Origin of the sequence: Methylomonas sp. LW13, from assembly GCF_016865255.1 — a bacterium.
Classification (GTDB): Bacteria; Pseudomonadota; Gammaproteobacteria; order Methylococcales; family Methylomonadaceae; genus Methylomonas.
In genome coordinates this window covers 4773526-4791898 of the sequence record NZ_CP033381.1, presented here as the reverse complement: position 1 = coordinate 4791898, position 18373 = coordinate 4773526, and the positions used below count along the sequence as shown (strand labels likewise).

Genomic DNA, 18373 nt, shown 5'->3' with positions numbered 1-18373 from the left:
ATGACATTGGGTAAGCATGTCCGAGAAGGAACGGTAGCGATATGAGTCTTGTGACCAAAACCGGCGCCGGGCTCAATGGCTTAAACCAGTTGCGCGCCCTGATGGCCTCTGAGCGTAAGCCGGGAATGTTGATGTCGCTGGATTTCGAGCTGTTGGAAGTCGATCTAGGCAAAGCCGTGTTTGCCGGCAAGCCTGGCGAACATGCTTATAACCCCCTGGGCACCGTTCACGGCGGCTATGCGGCCACTTTGCTGGATTCCGCCTGCGGCTGTGCCGTTCATTCCAGACTAACCGGAAAGCAGGCCTATACCACCTTGGAATTGAAAATTGCCTATCATCAGGCCATGACCAAGCACACGGGCTTGGTAAGAGCGGAAGGCAGGGTTTTGTCGTTAGGTAAGCGAGTCGCTTTTGCCGAAGCCCGTCTGATTGATGCAGAAGACCAGCTCTATGCCTCGGCGTCATCGACATTATTGATTTTCGGGCGAGAGGCTAATTGATGGCCATTGCTTTGCCGAACCATTGCAGCGTAATTCCCCTGCAGCCGTCGATGCCAAGTTGGCCGCCGAGATCCTGATCAATAACAGCAGCGAATGATTATTTCGAATATCACTCAACCTTTTACCGAAGGAGGCAGCCACATGCCGAAACCAAATACGCCGTTTACACCGATTGCCCCTGACCGGCCGCAATTCCGCTTCACCAACAAAGGCTGGCTGCTGGCTGGGCTGTTGCCGCTTATGATGAATGCCAGCTGCAGCGACCAGGACAAACCCACACAATCGGTTGTCCGCCCGGTGAAGGTGTTTCGCATCGAGCAAAACGCCGTCGCCGCCGCCAGAAGCTTTGCCGGGGAAGTCAGGGCAAGATTCGAGACGCCCTTATCCTTCCGGGTGGGCGGTAAACTGCTGGAGCGCAAAGTCGACGTCGGCGACCCAGTGCACAAAGGCCAACTGCTGGCGATACTGGATGGCAACGATTACCGCCTCGCCGTGCAGGCCATTAAGGCTCAGCTGGTTGCCGCTCAGGCCGACAGCGCTTTTCTACGCGACGATCTGGTGAGATACCGCGAACTGCTGGCCCAGCAAGTCATCAGCCCGCCGGAGTTCGAACGGCACGAAACCGCCTATACCACGGCGCGGGAGCGGACGGCGGCGCTGGCAGCGCAATTGGCCGAGGCGCATAACCAACAGAGCTATACCGAATTGCATGCCGACCGCGACGGCGTGGTCACGGCCTTGGCTGTCGAGGCCGGGCAAGTGTTGGCGGCGGGTCAGGCAGTGGTGACGTTGGCCCAGCTCGACGAAAAGGAAATCCATTTCGACGTGCCCGAGCATAGACTGGCGGAAATCCAGCGCCAACAAGAAGTTAATGTGTCGTTGTGGTTAGACGATGATCGGCCGCTCAAGGCCAGAATCCGCGAGATCGCCTCGGCCGCCGATCCGGCCAGCCGCACCTATCGCGTCAAGGCCAGCTTGCTAGAAGGTCTGGACGCCGCGCAATTGGGCATGACGGCGACCGTTCATATAACGGCGAACACCGCTTCCGGTATCGCCATCCCGCTGTCCGCCGTCTATACCCCGCAAAACCAACCCGATCATCCCGCCGTGTGGTTGATCGATGAGCAGGCCGCCACCGTCAAAGCCGTGCCAGTTAAGTTGGGCGAGACGCAGCCCGGCGAACGCATTGCCGTCGATGGAGTAACTCCCGGCCAATTGCTGGTCAGCGCCGGCGTGCAGCGCCTGGCCGAGGGCCAGGCTGTCCGCTTGCCGGAACAACCGGGATTGCCTAACAATCACGGTGGCCAGGAACCTCTATCCAAGGAACAGCTATGAAAGCATTCAACCTCAGCGAATGGGTGCTAAACCACCGTTCCTTCACCGGCTTCATGCTGGTATTGGTGATGCTTGGTGGGATATTTGCTTATTACACGCTGGGCCAGCAGGAAGATCCGCCGTTCACCTTCCGTATCATGGTGGTCAAGACCCTCTATCCCGGCGCTACCGCTTTGGAAGTCGAGCAGCAGTTGACCGATAGGTTGGAAAAGAAAATTCAGGAATTGCCTAACCTGGATTATCTGCGCAGTTACTCCAAACCCGGCGAATCGGTGATTTTCGTCACCCCGCGCGAAGATACGCCACCCAAGGAGATTCCCGAGCTTTGGTATCAAGTGCGCAAAAAAGTCGATGACATCCGCATGACGCTGCCGCCCGGCAGCATCGGGCCGTTTTTCAACGACGAGTTCGGCGATACCTATAGTCTGCTCTATGCCTTCTCTGGCGACGGCTTTAATTATGCCGACCTCAAACTGGCGGCCGATTCGGTTCGCCAACAGCTGTTGCGGGTCAAGGATGTCGAGAAAGTCGATCTGATCGGCGTGCAGGACGAAAAGATTTTCGTCGAGTTTTCCGACAAGAAGCTGGCCGAACTGGGCTTGGACACGGCGGCGGTTGCTCAGGCTTTGCAGGCACAGAACGGCATGGCCCCGGCCGGCACGGTATATTCCGCGCAACGCAATCTGCCGATACGCCTGACCGGCTCGTTCGACTCGGAAGACAGCGTCGCCAATATGGCGGTACGCATCGCCAATCGCACCTTCAAGGTCAAGGATTTTGCCCAGGTGACGCGCGGCTATATTGATCCCGCCGAATTCAAGATGCGTTTCAACGGCAAGCCAGCTCTTGGTCTCGGCGTGACGATGAACAAGAAAGGCAATGTGATCGACCTGGAGCACGCCTTGGATGACACGCTTGCCGGTATGGCAAGCGAGTTACCGTTGGGTATGGATGTGGAGCCGGTCGCCAATCAAGGGCATGTCGTAAAAACGCAAATGTCTGAATTCGGCGGCACTTTTTTCGAAGCTCTGGCCACCGTGTTGGTGGTCAGCTTCTTGAGCCTGGGCTGGCGCACCGGTTCCGTGGTGGCCCTGACCGTGCCGCTGGTGCTGGCCGCGACCTTGCTGGTGATGTTGCTCTGCGGCATCGATTTGCAACGGATTTCCTTGGGTGCTTTGATTCTGGCGCTGGGCCTGTTGGTGGACGATGCGATGATTGCCGTCGAGATGATGGCCCGCAAGCTGGAGGAAGGTTGGGACCGGATTCGTGCCGCGACTTATGCGTACACTGCCACCGCTTTTCCGATGTTGACCGGGACTTTGATCACCGCCGCCGGTTTCTTGCCGGTGAGTTTGGCCAAGTCGCAAGCCGGCGAATACACTGTGTCGATTTTTCAGGTGGTGGGCATCGCTATGCTACTGTCGTGGATAGGCGCGGTGGTGTTCACTCCTTATTTGGGATTTTTGATCCTCAAAGTCCATACCGCCGCCGATGGTCCTATCCACGATTTGTTCGATACGCCGTTCTACAAACGGCTGCGGCGTTGGGTGGATGCCTGCGTGGCGCACCGTAACAAAGTCATCATCGCCACATTGGCGTTGTTCGGCCTCGGTATCGTGACCTTGGTTCACGTCCCCGAACAGTTCTTCCCGCTTTCCAACCGCCCGGAAGTCATTGTCAACCTGTGGCTGCCGGAGGGTAGCGCCTTCGAGCAAACCGAAGCCGCCGCCAAACGCATGGAAGTGCTGTTAGCCAAGGACGAAGACGTGGTACATGTCGCCAGCTATATCGGCAGCGGCACGCCGAGATTTTTCCTGCTGATCGTGCAGCAATTGGCGAATACCAATCTGGCCGAATTGGTGGTGATGACCAAGGATAACCAGGCCCGCGAGCGGGTGATGCAGCGCGTCCGGCGGATTTTGGAGACGGATTTCCCGAATGTCAGGGGCCGGGTCAAGCGCCTGAATGTCGGTCCGCCGATGGATTATCCGGTGGCGTTCAGAGTATTAGGCGAAAACCCCAACATCGTGCGCGGCATTGCCGACCAGGTAGCCGAGGTCGTGCGCGAGCATCCCGGCACCGTGGACGTCAACGACGACTGGCATGACCGCATGCCGTCGTTCCGCCTGATGTTGGATCAGGACAAGGCCCGCGCCCTCGGCGTGTCGACGGCTAGCCTGTCGCAAGCCTTGCAGGCGCATTACACCGGCATCCCGGTCGGGCAGTTGCGCGAGCAGGATAAATTGATCGACATCGTCTGGCGGGCTAGTCCCGAATTGCGCACCGCTGCCGATGAATTGCCGGACGTCGCGGTGCGCACCGCTAATGGCAAGTCGGTAGCGCTGTCGCAGTTCGTCAAATTCGAGACCGTGTTCGAAGACGGCGTGCGCTGGCGGCGCAACCGCTTCCCCACCATTTCGGTGCGCGCCGACGTGGTCGACGGCATGCTGGCTCCCGACGTGTCGGCGCAAATCATCCCGAAACTTAAACCGATACAAGACAGTCTGCCGGCCGGTTATTTCATCGAGACCGGCGGCACCAAGGAAGACGCCTGGACCGCGCAGAAGTCGATTCTGATCTGGATTCCGCTGGTGCTGATCGTCACGCTGATCTTGTTGATGATGCAGTTGCAGAACCTGTCCAGGACTTTCATGGTGTTCAGCACCGCGCCGCTGGGCGTGATCGGCGCCGCCTTCGCCTTACTGCTGTTCGGGGCACCGTTCGGCTTTATGGCGCTGCTCGGCATCCTGGCGCTGGCCGGCATGATCATGCGCAACTCGGTGATTTTAGTGGATCAGATCGATCAGGACGAACAGTCGGGGCTCGACACCTGGTCGGCCATCGTCGAATCGACGGTGCGGCGTTTCCGGCCGATCATGCTGACCGCGGCAGCGGCGATCCTGGCGATGATTCCATTGTCGCGCAACGACTTCTTCGGCCCGCAGGCCATCGCCATCATGGGCGGGCTGACGGTGGCAACTGTGTTGACGGTGTTCTTCCTGCCGGCGCTGTATGCGGCGTGGTTCAGGGTAGAGCGCAAGGACGGAGGTGTTAAAGCCCTCAGCTAATGGCAACGCTATCGAATCAACGACACTTCCCCCTTTGACAAAGGGGGATCGAGGGGGATTTATTTGAAAAATCTCCTCCAGCCCCTCTTTTCCAAAGAGGGGAGAAAAAATAGCCGTAGGGTACGCATTGCGTACCCTACGGCGCCCACGGAGTTTTACGATGAATAACCGATATTTAACACCGCTAGCCATTCTATCCTTGGTTGGTCTAATCGCTTGTACACCAACCCGCGTCGGCGACCAAGTAGCACTCAACAGCCCGGCAACCTGGCAACACGCACCCAATACTCAAACCGCCGAAACGGTGGACCTAAAGACTTGGTGGCAAGGTTTCAAAGATCCCTTGCTGGACGAATTGATAGACAAGGCTTTGGCCGCCAACCACGATCTGAAAATAGCCACCGCTCGCGTCCGCGAAGCCAACGCCATGGTCACCGTTGCCGAAGCGGCGCTGTATCCCAGTCTGGATTTCTCGCTGTCCGGCGGCCGGGAAAAACGCATCGACCGCATCGTCGGCGTGCCGGACGGGCAAGGCATCAAATTGATTACGCCGACCGCCGATGCCGTCAGCGGCGGACTGGCGGCGCGTTGGGAAATCGACGTGTTTGGTGGCCGGCATTTGGAAGCGGAAGCCGCTGCCGCGCAAGCCGAAGGCAGCCAGGAAGGCTTGCATGCGGCGCAAGTCGGCCTGTTGGCCCAGGTGGCGACCAATTATCTGGAACTGCGCGGCGTGCAGCAACGCACCGGCATTCTGCAAAACAATATCGCCTTGCAGCGCGAGCGGTTGAGGACGGTACAGGTATTTGTTAAAGCCGGACTGGCTAACGAGGCGGACCTTGCCCGCCAGCAAACGCTGTTACAGAGTACCGAAGCGACTCTGCCGACATTGGTCAACGCCGAGCAAAACCTGATCCATCGTTTGGGCGTGTTGCTGGGCGAGCCGCCGGAAAGCCTGGGAACGCGGCTGGCCGCTGTCGGCCCGTTGCCGAAACAAACGCCGATCATGCCCACGCTACTGCCGGCCGATTTGCTCGCGCAACGGCCGGATCTGCGTTTGGCGCAAACCGAAGTCAGCGCGGCGGCGGCCAGCCTAGGTTCGGCGCGGGCCGATCTTTATCCCAAGATCGTTTTGTCGGCGAGTGGCGGTCTAGGCGCGATTGCGGTCGGCGGTTTTCCGAGTCTGGCCGATAGCGTTTATGCGCTCGGCTCGGGGCTTTCGGCGCCCATATTCAACGCCGGACGCATCCGCGCCCAGATTACCGCCGCCGATGCCCGGCTGGAGCAAGTCGCGGCTAATTACGAGAAGACTTTTTTGCTGGCTTTGGAAGACGTCGAAAACGCCTTCGTCGCCCATCGTTCCGCCACCGATAGCTTGGGAAAATTGACTGAAGCGGAAGCTTCTGCGGAAAAAGCCTACCGGCTGGTCGATACCTTGTATAGTCGCGGCGCAGGGAATTATTTGGCCGTTTTGGATGCCCAACGCAGCAAACTGTCTGTGAGCGACGAACGCGCCAAAGCCGAAACGGCGGTCGGCGTGGCGATGGTATCGTTGTACCGGGCGTTTGGCGGCGGCTGGACAGTTGATTCATTGGTGAGTGGGATCGACAATGAATCGATCGCTAGCCGCGACAAGCAATAGCAACATCAACGAAAGTCATATCAATTTTTGCCCACAGGAAACCACATGACTAAATCTTATCGGCAACCCTTAATCGCGTATTGTCCATGAATAACGACCCTATTATTTCCATACGCGGGGTCAACAAGACCTATGCCGGCGGTTTTCAGGCATTGAAAAATATCAACCTGGACATCCGGCGCGGTGAAATATTTGCTTTGCTCGGTGCCAATGGCGCAGGCAAAACCACGTTAATCGGCGTCATTTGCGGCATCGTCAACGCCAGTGCCGGCACCATCATCGCCGACGGCCACGACACCGTCCGAGACTACCGCGCCGTGCGCGCCGCCATTGGCCTAGTGCCGCAGGAATTGCATACCGACGCCTTCGAGTCGGTATGGGCCACGGTTAGTTTCAGTCGCGGATTATTCGGCAAGCCGCCCAATCCTGTTTATGTAGAAAAAGTGCTGCGGGATTTATCGTTATGGGACAAGCGCGACGCGAAAATCATGTCGCTTTCCGGTGGTATGAAACGCCGGGTGCTGATCGCCAAAGCCCTGGCGCATGAGCCGACAATATTGTTTCTGGATGAGCCGAGCGCCGGTGTCGATGTGGAGTTGCGCCACGACATGTGGCGGATGGTGCGCGAGCTGCGCGCCAACGGCACCACCATCATTCTGACTACGCATTACATCGAAGAAGCCGAAGACATGGCGGACCGCATCGGCGTCATCAATAAAGGCGAACTGATCATCGTGGAAGACAAAGCGGTGCTGATGCGCAAACTCGGCAAGAAGCAATTGACGCTGACCTTGCGCCAGCCCATGTCCGAGATTCCGTCCGAACTTGACGCCTGGGCGTTGACGCTGACAGCAGACGGCGAACGCTTGGTCTACAGCTTCGATACCCAGGAAGAGGAGACAGGTATTGCCGAGCTGCTACGCCGGCTGAGCGAACACGGTATCGATTTCAAAGACCTCAGCTCCAGCGAAAGCTCGTTGGAAGACATTTTCGTCAGCCTGGTTCACCAATCACAAGGGGCGCAATCATGAATATCTACGGCATTCGCGCCATTTACCGCTTCGAAATGGCCCGCACCTTTCGCACGCTGGCGCAAAGCATCGCGGCGCCGGTGCTGACCACCTCGCTGTACTTCATTGTCTTTGGCAAAGCCATCGGTTCGCGGATGGGCGACATTGACAGCGTGAGCTACGGGGCCTTTATCATCCCCGGATTGGTGATGCTGAATCTGCTCAACGAAAGTATCTCCAACGCTTCGTTTGGTATTTACATGCCCAAGTGGGCCGGCACGATTTACGAACTGCTGTCGGCGCCGGTGTCCTGGATCGAAGTGCTGCTGGGTTATGTGGGGGCGGCGGCGACCAAGTCGGTGCTGTTGGGCTTGCTGATTTTGGGTACAGCTCGACTATTCGTGCCTTACGAGATCGCCCATCCGCTGTGGATGATCGGCTTTTTACTGCTGACGGCCGTGACCTTCAGTCTGTTCGGTTTCATTATCGGCCTGTGGGCCGACAGTTTTCAGAAGTTGCAAGTGGTGCCGATGTTGGTGGTGACGCCGCTGACTTTCCTGGGCGGCGCGTTCTATTCAATCAATATGCTGCCGCCCTTGTGGCAGAAAGTCACCTTGTTCAACCCGGTGGTGTATTTGATCAGCGGCTTTCGCTGGAGCTTTTACGGCATGGCCGACGTGGATGTGGCGATGAGCATAGGCATGACGTTTGGCTTTCTGGCCGTGTGTTTGATTTTTGTCTGGTGGGTATTTAAGACCGGGTACAAGATCAGAAATTGAGTCTGAAGCAACCTAGACGGCGCTTCATCACTCCACCAAGGAATAGCTTGTTAGGGTACGCACCGCGTACCCTTTGGTTTATCAGCTGGCGCTCAGTATCTCTTCGATCAACGCCGGGCCTCTATAGATCAAGCCGCTATAGATCTGCACCAGGCTGGCGCCGGCCGCGAGTTTTTCCTGAGCGTCCGCGCTGCTGAGAATGCCGCCGGCCGCGATAATCGGTAGTCTGCCGTTCAATTCCGTCGCCAAACCTTTCACTACCCGAGTCGAACTATCTTTGACCGGCGCACCACTCAAACCACCGGCTTCGTTGGCGTGGATATGCCCCTGGATTTTATCGCGGGCGATGGTGGTGTTGGTGGCAATCACTCCGTCCATGCCAAATTCCACCAGCAATGCCGCGATGTGGCTGATTTCTTCATCCGTTAAATCCGGGGCGATTTTTACCGCGATGGGCGTGTATTTGCCCTGCGCCGTCTGAAGTTTCAGTTGTTCTTCTTTCAAAGCGCTGAGTAGTTGCTTGATCTCGTCGCCTTGCTGCAGCTGGCGCAAATTCTTGGTGTTGGGCGAGGAAATGTTGATTGTGATATAGCTCGCCGCTGCGTAACTTTTCCTTAGACCGATCAAATAATCTTCAGTCGCGTTTTCCAAAGGCGTATTGGCGTTCTTACCAATATTGATGCCCAAAATGCCGCGATACCGGCAGGTGCCGACTTGCGCCAATAAATGATCGATACCCTGGTTGTTAAAGCCCATCCGGTTGATGATGGCCTGGTGTTCCGGCAGGCGGAACAGCCGCGGTTTGGGGTTGCCGGGTTGCGGGCGCGGGGTAACGGTGCCGATTTCGATAAAGCCAAAACCCAACTCGGCCAACGCATCAATGTAATCGCCGTTTTTATCCAGGCCGGCAGCCAGTCCCAGCGGGTTTTTGAAATTCAAGCCCATTACTTCGACCGGCTTGTCGCTGACTTTGGGTTTGCTCAAAACCGACAAGCCGCTGCGCTGGGCCAGTTTTAACAAATCCAGCGTGACATGATGCGCGGTTTCCGGGTCCAGGGAGAACAGTAAGGGGCGTAGCAAAGGATAAAGGTTCATGGCGCGGTTGCTCGAGTTAGCGAATACGGGGTCGGGTCAATTTCGGTGGGGCGCTGCAATATCAGATCGGTCAACAGTTTTGCGGATGCCGGGCCCATCACCAAGCCATTTCTAAAATGGCCGGCATTGATGCTGAGATTTTCAAGGTCCGGATGCTGGCCGATAGTCGGGATGCCTTGCGGGCTGCCGGGACGCAAACCGGCCCAATGATGGCAAACCGGATAGTTTTTCAAGGTCGGCAGTAATTTGGTAGCGAATTGGTAAAGCTGTTGCTTGGCGTCTTCTGTGGTGACTTTGTGAAAGCCGGCTTGCTCCACGGTGCTGCCCGCCAGGATTTTGCCGTCACGGCGCGGGATCAAATATTGATCGCCGTCCAATACCATATAAGGCAAGGTTGTTGGCGTGGCGTCGAACAGCAGCATCTGGCCTCTGACCGGCTTGATTTGCAGGTCTACCGGCCAATCCGGTAATAAATCCCGCATTAAATCGGTGGTCCAGGCCCCGGCGCTGACGATCAGGTGTTGAGCGGTGTGGGTACCGTTGTTGGTGTCAATGCGCTCAACTCGGTGGTTGGCGATGCCGGTCTTGCGAATTTCGGTACTATCGAGAAATTTCACGCCGGCTTGTATTAAGTAAGCGTGGAGCGATTTTAATAATCTGGGATTGCGGGCTTGGGCAATTCCCGGCAGCCATAGTGGTTGGTCGAGTTCGCTGTTAAACGGCTCGGTCAAGGCCATTGCGGCCGGCTGATAGTCGATGCGGTACTGCTCACACCATTCTATGGCTTGTGCGTAGTCCGGGTTTTTGCAGATCAGCATGCCGCAGTCATACCATTCTGGGTCGATACCGGTCGCGGCGAGCAGGTCCCGGCTTAAGGCTGGGTATTTTTTTAAGCTGTTGACCGCTAAATCAGAGATCGCTGCGGCTTGGCGCCAGGGATAAATCGGCAGCAAAATGCCGCCGCCGGCCCATGAGGATTCCTGGCCCGGTTTGGATTTGTCGAGGATGGTGACGTCGCGGCCAGCCAGGCGCAGTTCGCGAGCGGCTAATAGGCCGCTGATACCGCCGCCGATGATCAGAATATCCAGGTGTGTGGTCATGCAAATGCCGAGGAAAACGGGTGTAAGAAGGCTTTTTTAAGGTAACACGAAGGCGGCTTATTTTGATAGGGTTTGCCGATTGTCTATGGGTGTGTGAAAAAGCAAATGGCTGTTGTTAATTTTTGACAAATATGGATTATAGTTTACAAAGTATTTGTATCTTATTGATATAAAACAAATTTTTTGAGTAAAAAAAATAGACTTAAAACTTGTAAGGCTAGTGTTTTGCTGCTATTATTGCCCACGTGAAGAAATCCTGTGTTGCTTTAAAGCTATTCAGTCTTAACAATAATTACCCTTGGGGGGAACAACAATGAGTTTTACTAAAAGCAAATTAGCGCTGGGTGTTGCCGCAGCGTCTTTAACAATGGCTGGAGCATTCATTGCCCCACAAGCCCAAGCTGCCGGTTCCAGTGCCGAGCGCGTCGCTGACGCTGCCGCCAGAAAAACCGAAGCTCTGGAAGCGCAAATGCAACAAATGGCTGAGCAAATGCAAGCCATGCAAGCTGAATTGAGCCGCGTTAAATCTTCATCTGCCAGCTCCACTGCTGCGAATGCAAAAGTTCAAGAGTTGGATCAATGGATGGCGTCTGTTAAGTCAACTCCTGCACAAGCGTCTGCAAAAGATAACTTGGTGGCGGTTCGTGGCGGTTGGCAAGCTTTGGATCACGCTAGAGGAAGTACTGTTTTTCCAACCCATAATGGCGCATTCTTATCCAACAACCAAAACAACGAAGGTTTTTACTTCGGTGGTGCGTTTGATTTTAACGTGAACAACGATTTGTTCGGATTGGTGGATGACACCTCTTTCGCTATTGAGTTGGGTATTGAATATGCTCAGTACGGTACTGGTGCAAACACTGTGTCGAGTGGTTACTATGTACCGTCTCTCAATGCAACGGCGATTACTGATGACACTCAAGCAACCGATGCTCGCTTGAGAATCAATGCTTCTCCAAAAATCAAATTCATGCACGGCAGCAAATTCCGTCCTTGGTTGATTCCTGTCGGTCTGGATATCAACATTCTGGGCGTGCCTTCCAACGCGGTTTCCGTGTTGAATGCCGGTATGAACTTCGGTGCTGGCGCCGAATATGACATCTTCAGAGGCATCGTATTGGGTTCAGACGTGCGTTACCACTACTCCACCAGCAAATTGGACGGTACACCTACCGACGGTTTCAGTGCTGGCGGTTACTTAGGTTTCAAATTCTAAGTTAACACTTAGTTAGCATGCAAAAGGGAAGGTGTCACAGCCTTCCCTTTTTTTATGGATGAAAAACAATGAAAACCCTCTATCCGGATATTTCGCCGTTCCATACCTTTTTTCTGGAAACCGATAGCGAGCATCGCGTCTATGTCGAGCAATCCGGCAATCCGGCCGGTATTCCGGCGATTTTTTTGCATGGCGGCCCGTGTTCCGGCACCAAGCCGGATCATCGGCGGTTTTTCGATCCCGAGCGCTACCACATTATCCTGATGGACCAGCGTGGCTGCGGGTTATCCGAGCCGTTTGGTGAATTGCAAGGCAATACCACTCAGGATTTGCTGGCCGATATGGAGCGTATCCGCACGCAATTACGGATTGATAGCTGGTTGTTATTCGGCGGTTCCTGGGGTGGTACGTTGGCTTTGCTTTATGCTCAGCAGCATCCGACACAGGTGCTGGCTATGATCTTGCGCGGCGTGTTTTTAGCGCGGCAGGCCGATATGGAGTGGTTTCTGGGAAACGGCGTCAATAAAATCTACCCTGAACGCTGGCAGATCTTGCTGGATGCTTTGCCCAATTTGCCGGATGCCAATGTCCTGGAGCGATTGGTGGAGGCGATTTTTGGTGCCGATCAGGATGTAGCTAAACGTGCTGCTCAACAATGGCAAGCCTGGAGCGGGCAAGTGGCGCTGGGGAATGACTATCTGGAAAGTATGGAGTCGGTTAGCGAGCAAATGCTACGGCAAGTAAAAATGGAATTGTCTTATGCCATCCATGATTATTTCATCCGCGAAAATCAAATCCTGGAAAACTGTGCGGCGTTACAGTCGATACCAACTATCATCATTCACGGCAGAAACGATTTGACCTGTCCTATAGAAGCCGGTTGGCGCCTGCGTCAGGCCTTACCGCAATCTCGTTACGTAGTGCTGCCTAATGCCGGCCACATTGCGCGGGGCGACGAAATGATCGATGCGTTAGTATCCGCGACTGATGAGATGGCCAGGCTTTTAGCGTAGACAAGGGCATTATGAGCAATAAAAAACGACTGGTCATCGGCATGACCGGTGCTACCGGGGCTATTTACGGCGTCAGGATGCTGCAAATATTGCGAGAGCAAGACGAATGGGAAACGCATCTGGTGGTATCGTCCGCCGGCTTGGTTAACCTGAAATACGAACTGGATATGGATCGGGCTGCTTTGTATGAGCTGGCGAATGTTACGCATGGCATAAACGATATTGCTTCCTGTATTGCCAGCGGCTCTTTCAAGACCGAAGGCGTGGTGATTGCGCCGTGTTCGATGAAGACGCTGGCGGCGGTAGCGCATGGGTTTGGCGATAACTTGATTTCCAGAGCGGCGGACGTGGCGTTGAAAGAGCGCCGCAAAACGGTACTGGTGCCCCGCGAGACCCCGTTAAATTTGGCGCATATCCGCAATATGGCCAGCGTTACGGAAATGGGCGGGATTATCTATCCGCCGATGCCGGCTTTTTACAACAAGACCGATTCCGTGCGGGCAATGGTTGATGAGGGGGTGGGGCGAATTCTGGATATGTTTGGGGTTGACGCGACGGGGCTATTCAAGTCTTGGACGGGTCTGGGCGGTTAAGTTTTTATCGGTCTCGACTAAATACGGGGTTTTTGCCGGGTAAATAGTCGGTCTTCAATTGACAGGGTGCCTTATTCTGATTTAGAGTTGCCGCACTCGCGAAAAATGCCCATCGACAAAGGCTTGCGGCGCTCTCGACTTAAAGACCTGAAAATGGTGTTTGGTTGGGGGGTGGGTCTTAAAACAATAACTGTAACTATAACAATCGGAGCACATAAATATGGCAAGACCATTAATTCAAATGGCGTTGGATTCACTGGATTTCAACCAAACTGTCGAATTGGCTGATAAAGTAGCGCCTTATGTCGATATTTTTGAAATCGGCACTCCTTGCATTAAATATAACGGTATCAACCTGGTCAAAGAACTGAGACAACGTTACCCAGACAAATTGTTGTTGGTTGACTTGAAAACTATGGACGCAGGCGAATACGAAGCAGGCGCTTTCTACGCTGCAGGCGCAGACATCTGCACCGTGCTGGGCGTATCTGGTTTGGCCACTATCGCTGGCGTTATCAAAGCAGCAAAAAAACACGCTGCCGAAACCCAAATCGACTTGATCAACGTGGCTGACAAAGCAGAGTGCGCGAGAGAGTCTGTTAAATTGGGCGCGCAAATCGTCGGTATTCACACCGGTTTGGATGCACAAGCGGCAGGCCAAACCCCATTTGGCGACTTGAACGACATCGCTCGTTTGGGCTTGGGCGTACGTATTTCTGTTGCCGGCGGTATCAAACAAGCGACTGTTCAACAAGTCGTTGAAGCTGGCGCTAACATCATCGTGGTTGGTGCTGCTATCTATGGCGCACCATGCCCAGCAACAGCTGCTCGCGAAATCCGCGAACTGGTTGACGCTGCTGCTGCATAAACCAGCTTTGTCAATTCCTATTTGTTAGGAAATATAAGGACGGGTGGTTAGCGCCACTCGTCCTTTCGTTCGTTATAACCCCCAGTTTTTACCGGGCACGGCCGATCACGAGCCGGCTCGCACTACCAGATTCAAAGGAGAATTAAACATGCCTTCGCGCCGAGACTTAGCGAACGCCATCCGCGCACTTAGCATGGACGCCGTACAGAAAGCCAACTCCGGTCACCCCGGAGCCCCGATGGGGATGGCCGACATCGCAGAAGTATTGTGGAATGATTTTCTGCAACACAACCCCAGCAACCCCAAATGGCCCAACCGCGACCGCTTCATCCTGTCCAACGGTCACGGCTCCATGCTGATTTATTCCTTGCTGCACTTGGCTGGCTACAACCTGCCGATCGAAGAACTGAAACAGTTCCGCCAACTGCACTCGCAAACCCCAGGACACCCTGAATACGGTTACACCGAAGGTGTGGAAACCACCACAGGGCCCTTGGGACAAGGCATCACCAATGCCGTCGGTTTCGCCTTGGCCGAACGCACCCTGGCCGGCCAATTCAACCGTCCCGGTCACGACATCGTCGACCACCACACCTACGTATTCCTGGGTGACGGTTGCTTGATGGAAGGTATCTCCCACGAAGCCTGCTCCCTGGCCGGCTCCATGAAACTGGGTAAACTGATCGCCTTCTACGACGACAACAACATCTCCATCGACGGCGAAGTCCGTGGTCATGGCAACGTTGCCGGCTGGTTCCTCGACGACACTCCGAAACGCTTTGAAGCCTACGGCTGGCATGTCATTCCTAAAGTCGACGGCCACAACCCCGACGCCGTCAAAGCCGCGATTGAAGAAGCCAAAAAAGTCACCGACAAGCCTTCTATCATCTGCTGCCAAACCACCATCGGCTTCGGTTCGCCGAACAAACAAGGCAAAGAAGAATGCCATGGTGCAGCCTTAGGTGAAGCTGAAATTGCCTTGACCCGTGAAAACCTGGGTTGGCCGCATGCGCCGTTCGACATTCCTGCTGACATCAAAGCCGGTTGGGATGCCAACGCCAAAGGAGCCACGCTGGAAAGCGCCTGGAACGCCAAATTTGCCGCTTACAAAGCCGCACATCCTGAACTCGCGGCCGAATTTGAACGTCGCGTGATCAAAAACCAACTGCCTGCCGATTGGGCTGAAAAATCCAAAGCGTTTATCGCTGCGGTGGATGCCAAAGGCGAAACCATCGCCAGCCGCAAAGCCTCACAAAACACCTTGAACGGCTTTGGCCCCTTGTTGCCCGAACTGCTGGGCGGCTCTGCCGACTTGGCGGGCTCCAACCTGACCCTGTGGTCCGGCTGCAAAGACGTCAACCAACCGGGCTTCGACGGCAACTACGCCTACTACGGTGTGCGTGAATTCGGTATGTCCGCCATCATGAACGGCATCACCCTGCACGGCGGCTTCAAACCCTACGGCGCCACCTTCCTGATGTTCTCGGAATACGCCCGTAACGCCCTGCGCATGGCCGCGTTGATGAAAATCCCGACCATCTTCGTTTACACCCACGACTCCATTGGTCTGGGCGAAGACGGCCCGACCCACCAACCGGTCGAACAAACCGCCACCCTGCGCATGATTCCCAACATGCACGTCTGGCGTCCTTGCGACGCCGTCGAGTCGGCCGTTTGCTGGAAAGCCGCTATCGAACGTCAAGATGGACCGAGCACCCTGATCTTCTCTCGTCAAAACCTGCCGCACGTGCCTCGCACCGCCGCACAAATTGACGCGATCAGCAAAGGGGGCTACATCCTGAAAGACAGCGACGGCGCGCCGGACGCGATCATCATTGCCACCGGTTCCGAAGTGGAATTGGCGTTGAAAGCCGCTGACGCATTGAGCGCGAAAGGCAAAAAAATCCGCGTGGTGTCACTACCGTCTACCAACGTCTTCGAAGCGCAAGATCAAGCTTACAAAGACAGCGTATTGCCGCCAAGCGTGACCCAGCGCGTGGTAGTAGAAGCGGGAGTAACCGACAGCTGGTGGAAATACGCCGGCAGCGCGGGTAGAGTCGTAGGATTGGACCGTTTCGGCGAATCGGCCCCGGCAGGTCAGCTCTTCAAAGAGTTCGGCTTTACCGTGGACAATGTCGTCGCTAATGTGGAAGCTGTGCTTTAATAGGCGCTAAGTGAAAGGCCTGTCGGTGACGAGTTTGCCGGCAGGCCCGTCTTTAATCAATAGAGTAAGGTGGAATCATGATAAACACGCAATTGATTAAGAAGTTTTTAACGGGCTTGCTGTTTGCTGCATCGGCTGCTGTCAGTGCCCAGGAATATCCTGCCGCGGATTTTCAACCTAAGGTTCTCTACAGAGATCCTGCTATTGCGGAGGTAGCCAAGGCCAGTTCTCCGGTCGCCGCTACCAGTAATGCTAGTGCGCCTTGCGCCGAAGCAAAGCAGGAGCCGACGTCAGAAGTTGATGCCAAGTACCCGGCAGCCAGTTTTCAGCCTAAAGTAGTATTCAGCGCGGCCGGTTCCTAGTATTTTTAGGCTATACCGTGAATTTGATGAACTCGTCGTTTAGACACATAACAATTATTACATTCAGGAGTATTCTCAAATGGCAACAAACAGTTTGATGAATAGCTTATTCGGCTTTTTGTTCGACAATTCGAGCAGTAGTGATAGTCGGTCGGAAGCTTATTCTCGTGTCGACAGCGAAGACGCGCAATTGACCGGTGTAGCCCGTTATCTGCAAAAACTTGAGCCGCCAAAGCCGGAGCTGGACGAAAACGGTCAGCCGTTGACCGGGGTGGCGAAATATCTAGCCTTGCAAGCGCAATTGGAAAAAGCTCGGCAAGCCGTCGAAGAGGCGGCTGTCGTGGATCCGGTTGTCGAGGAAACAGTAGAAGAAGAAATTGAAGAAGTTGCCGAAGTAGTAGAAGAGCTTGTTGAAGAGGTGATCGAAAGCGAGCCGGTTGCGACGGGTGTCGATAAATATCTGACTCAACAAGCGGAAAATCCGGTTACTCGAGTTGCCAAATACCTGATCAAGCAGTCGATTTTGTCTAAAGAAGCGCCGGTGACTGGGGTTTCTAAATACATTACCAAAAATGATCGCGAAGACCATGCGGTGACCAATGTTGCTAAATACGTCATTCGGCAAAATATGCAGAGCGGTTCGACGCCATTGGTTACCGGCGTTGCCAAGTATGTGTTGAAGCAAGATGTCTTGGCAAAAGACGCGCCAATCGCAACTGGTGTGAGCAAATACGTCACCAAGCAAGCTTTGTTGGCGAAAGATGCGCCACTAGTAACCGGTGTGGCTAAGTATGTCGCTCAACAGGAGCGCTTATTAAAAGAGCAGGCACCTTTGACCGGCGTTGCTAAATTTTTGGCGGAGCAGGCGGCCGCGGATAGAAAAGCGGCAGCTGCGGCTTTGATTGCCCGATATGTTGCAGCGGAAGCACTAGCTCAACAGGAAAAAGCGGAGGCCCAATTGAATCAAGAACAAAATGCTCAGCAAGAATTGGCCGAGGAATTGGCATTTGAGGGTTCCGCTGTAGAGCGTTACCTGGCTAGGCAGGCTGCGTCTGCCCAACAAGCGCCAAAGCCAACCGGTGTTGCCAAATATCTGGCTAAACAGTTGCAATTGCAAAGCCAGGCAGAGCCTTTAACCGGTGTTGCCCGTTACCTTGCCAAGCAGGCAATATTGACCAGACAGTTGCCGCCGCCTACTGGTGTCAGCAAGTATTTAGCCAAGCAAATATTAGCGCAAAAACCTGTTGCCGAAGTGAGCTCGGTTAGCCGATATGTCACTAAGCATGAGTTGCTGGATAAGGATTCGAAAGAACTCACTGGTGTAGCCAGATACATGTCCAAACAGGACGCACTAGCAAAGGATGCGCCTGGCGTGTCGGGTGTGGCGCGTTACATGGCAAAGCAAGTCTTGCAGTCCAAGGATGAGGTCGTGGCTAGAACTACTGGGGTAGAGAAATACTTACGTAAACAGGCTTAGTACCTGCCTGAAGAAGCCGGCACTTTCTTTTGGAAGTGCCGGTTTTTTTATACCTGCTGGTTTTAGTGTGTCGAAGGGAGCCGGCAAGCCATGGATTTATGCGGCTTTACCGAATCTGTATTATCATGACCACCCACATTCAAATTTTTTGCAG

At 54.7% G+C, this 18373-nt stretch carries 15 protein-coding genes; 13 read left to right on the top strand and 2 right to left on the bottom strand.

Annotated elements, in window-relative coordinates; translation table 11 throughout:
• Positions 1–41: 41 nt before the first annotated feature.
• From JL719_RS21755 to JL719_RS21730, 6 genes are all read left to right on the top strand, one after another.
• Positions 42–500: a PaaI family thioesterase gene (locus tag JL719_RS21755; protein ID WP_033159377.1), complete on the top strand. Its 459-nt coding sequence runs from the start codon at positions 42–44 to the stop codon at positions 498–500.
• A gap of 141 nt (positions 501–641) precedes the next feature.
• Entirely contained in the window at positions 642–1835 is a 1194-nt protein-coding gene (locus JL719_RS21750; protein WP_225892922.1) for an efflux RND transporter periplasmic adaptor subunit, read from the top strand.
• Entirely contained in the window at positions 1832–4903 is a 3072-nt protein-coding gene (locus tag JL719_RS21745; protein WP_033159376.1) for an efflux RND transporter permease subunit, read from the top strand. The genes JL719_RS21750 and JL719_RS21745 overlap by 4 nt, the downstream gene beginning before the upstream one ends.
• 160 nt (positions 4904–5063) lie before the next feature.
• Positions 5064–6542 carry an efflux transporter outer membrane subunit gene (locus tag JL719_RS21740; protein ID WP_033159375.1) on the top strand — a complete coding sequence of 493 codons (1479 nt, stop codon included), beginning with the start codon at positions 5064–5066 and terminating at the stop codon, positions 6540–6542.
• Between the two features lie 86 nt (positions 6543–6628).
• Positions 6629–7573 carry an ABC transporter ATP-binding protein gene (locus JL719_RS21735; RefSeq protein ID WP_033159374.1) on the top strand — a complete coding sequence of 315 codons (945 nt, stop codon included), beginning with the start codon at positions 6629–6631 and terminating at the stop codon, positions 7571–7573.
• On the top strand, positions 7570–8331 hold the full coding sequence (locus tag JL719_RS21730; RefSeq protein WP_033159373.1) for an ABC transporter permease: 762 nt from the start codon (positions 7570–7572) through the stop codon (positions 8329–8331). The genes JL719_RS21735 and JL719_RS21730 overlap by 4 nt, the downstream gene beginning before the upstream one ends.
• 81 nt (positions 8332–8412) lie before the next feature.
• On the opposite strand, the gene JL719_RS21725 is transcribed toward JL719_RS21730, so the two are convergent.
• Positions 8413–9426: a quinone-dependent dihydroorotate dehydrogenase gene (locus tag JL719_RS21725; RefSeq protein ID WP_033159372.1), complete on the bottom strand. Its 1014-nt coding sequence runs from the start codon at positions 9424–9426 to the stop codon at positions 8413–8415.
• Positions 9423–10526, bottom strand: a complete 1104-nt coding sequence (locus JL719_RS21720) for an NAD(P)/FAD-dependent oxidoreductase (protein WP_033159371.1) — start codon at positions 10524–10526, stop codon at positions 9423–9425. The genes JL719_RS21725 and JL719_RS21720 overlap by 4 nt, the downstream gene beginning before the upstream one ends.
• A gap of 313 nt (positions 10527–10839) precedes the next feature.
• Between JL719_RS21720 and JL719_RS21715 the strand changes: the two genes are divergently transcribed.
• From JL719_RS21715 to JL719_RS21685, 7 genes are all read left to right on the top strand, one after another.
• Positions 10840–11742 (top strand): hypothetical protein, encoded by a 903-nt coding sequence (locus JL719_RS21715; protein ID WP_033159370.1) that lies wholly within the window; start codon positions 10840–10842, stop codon positions 11740–11742.
• A gap of 68 nt (positions 11743–11810) precedes the next feature.
• On the top strand, positions 11811–12755 hold the full coding sequence (pip, locus tag JL719_RS21710) for a prolyl aminopeptidase (RefSeq protein WP_033159369.1): 945 nt from the start codon (positions 11811–11813) through the stop codon (positions 12753–12755).
• An 11-nt stretch (positions 12756–12766) separates the two neighbouring features.
• On the top strand, positions 12767–13348 hold the full coding sequence (locus tag JL719_RS21705) for a UbiX family flavin prenyltransferase (protein WP_033159368.1): 582 nt from the start codon (positions 12767–12769) through the stop codon (positions 13346–13348).
• A 220-nt stretch (positions 13349–13568) separates the two neighbouring features.
• The gene (hxlA, locus tag JL719_RS21700; protein WP_033159367.1) at positions 13569–14216 is read left to right on the top strand and encodes a 3-hexulose-6-phosphate synthase; all 648 of its coding nucleotides are present in this window, start codon (positions 13569–13571) and stop codon (positions 14214–14216) included.
• 148 nt (positions 14217–14364) lie between these two features.
• Positions 14365–16380 carry a transketolase gene (gene tkt / locus JL719_RS21695; RefSeq protein ID WP_033157851.1) on the top strand — a complete coding sequence of 672 codons (2016 nt, stop codon included), beginning with the start codon at positions 14365–14367 and terminating at the stop codon, positions 16378–16380.
• A 77-nt stretch (positions 16381–16457) separates the two neighbouring features.
• A complete protein-coding gene (locus JL719_RS21690; RefSeq protein ID WP_051670148.1) occupies positions 16458–16742 on the top strand; it encodes a hypothetical protein in 285 nt (94 codons plus the stop codon).
• Positions 16743–16821: 79 nt separating this feature from the next.
• Positions 16822–18219, top strand: coding sequence for a hypothetical protein (locus JL719_RS21685; RefSeq protein ID WP_033157683.1), 1398 nt, complete (start codon positions 16822–16824; stop codon positions 18217–18219).
• The last annotated feature ends 154 nt before the right edge of the window (positions 18220–18373 follow it).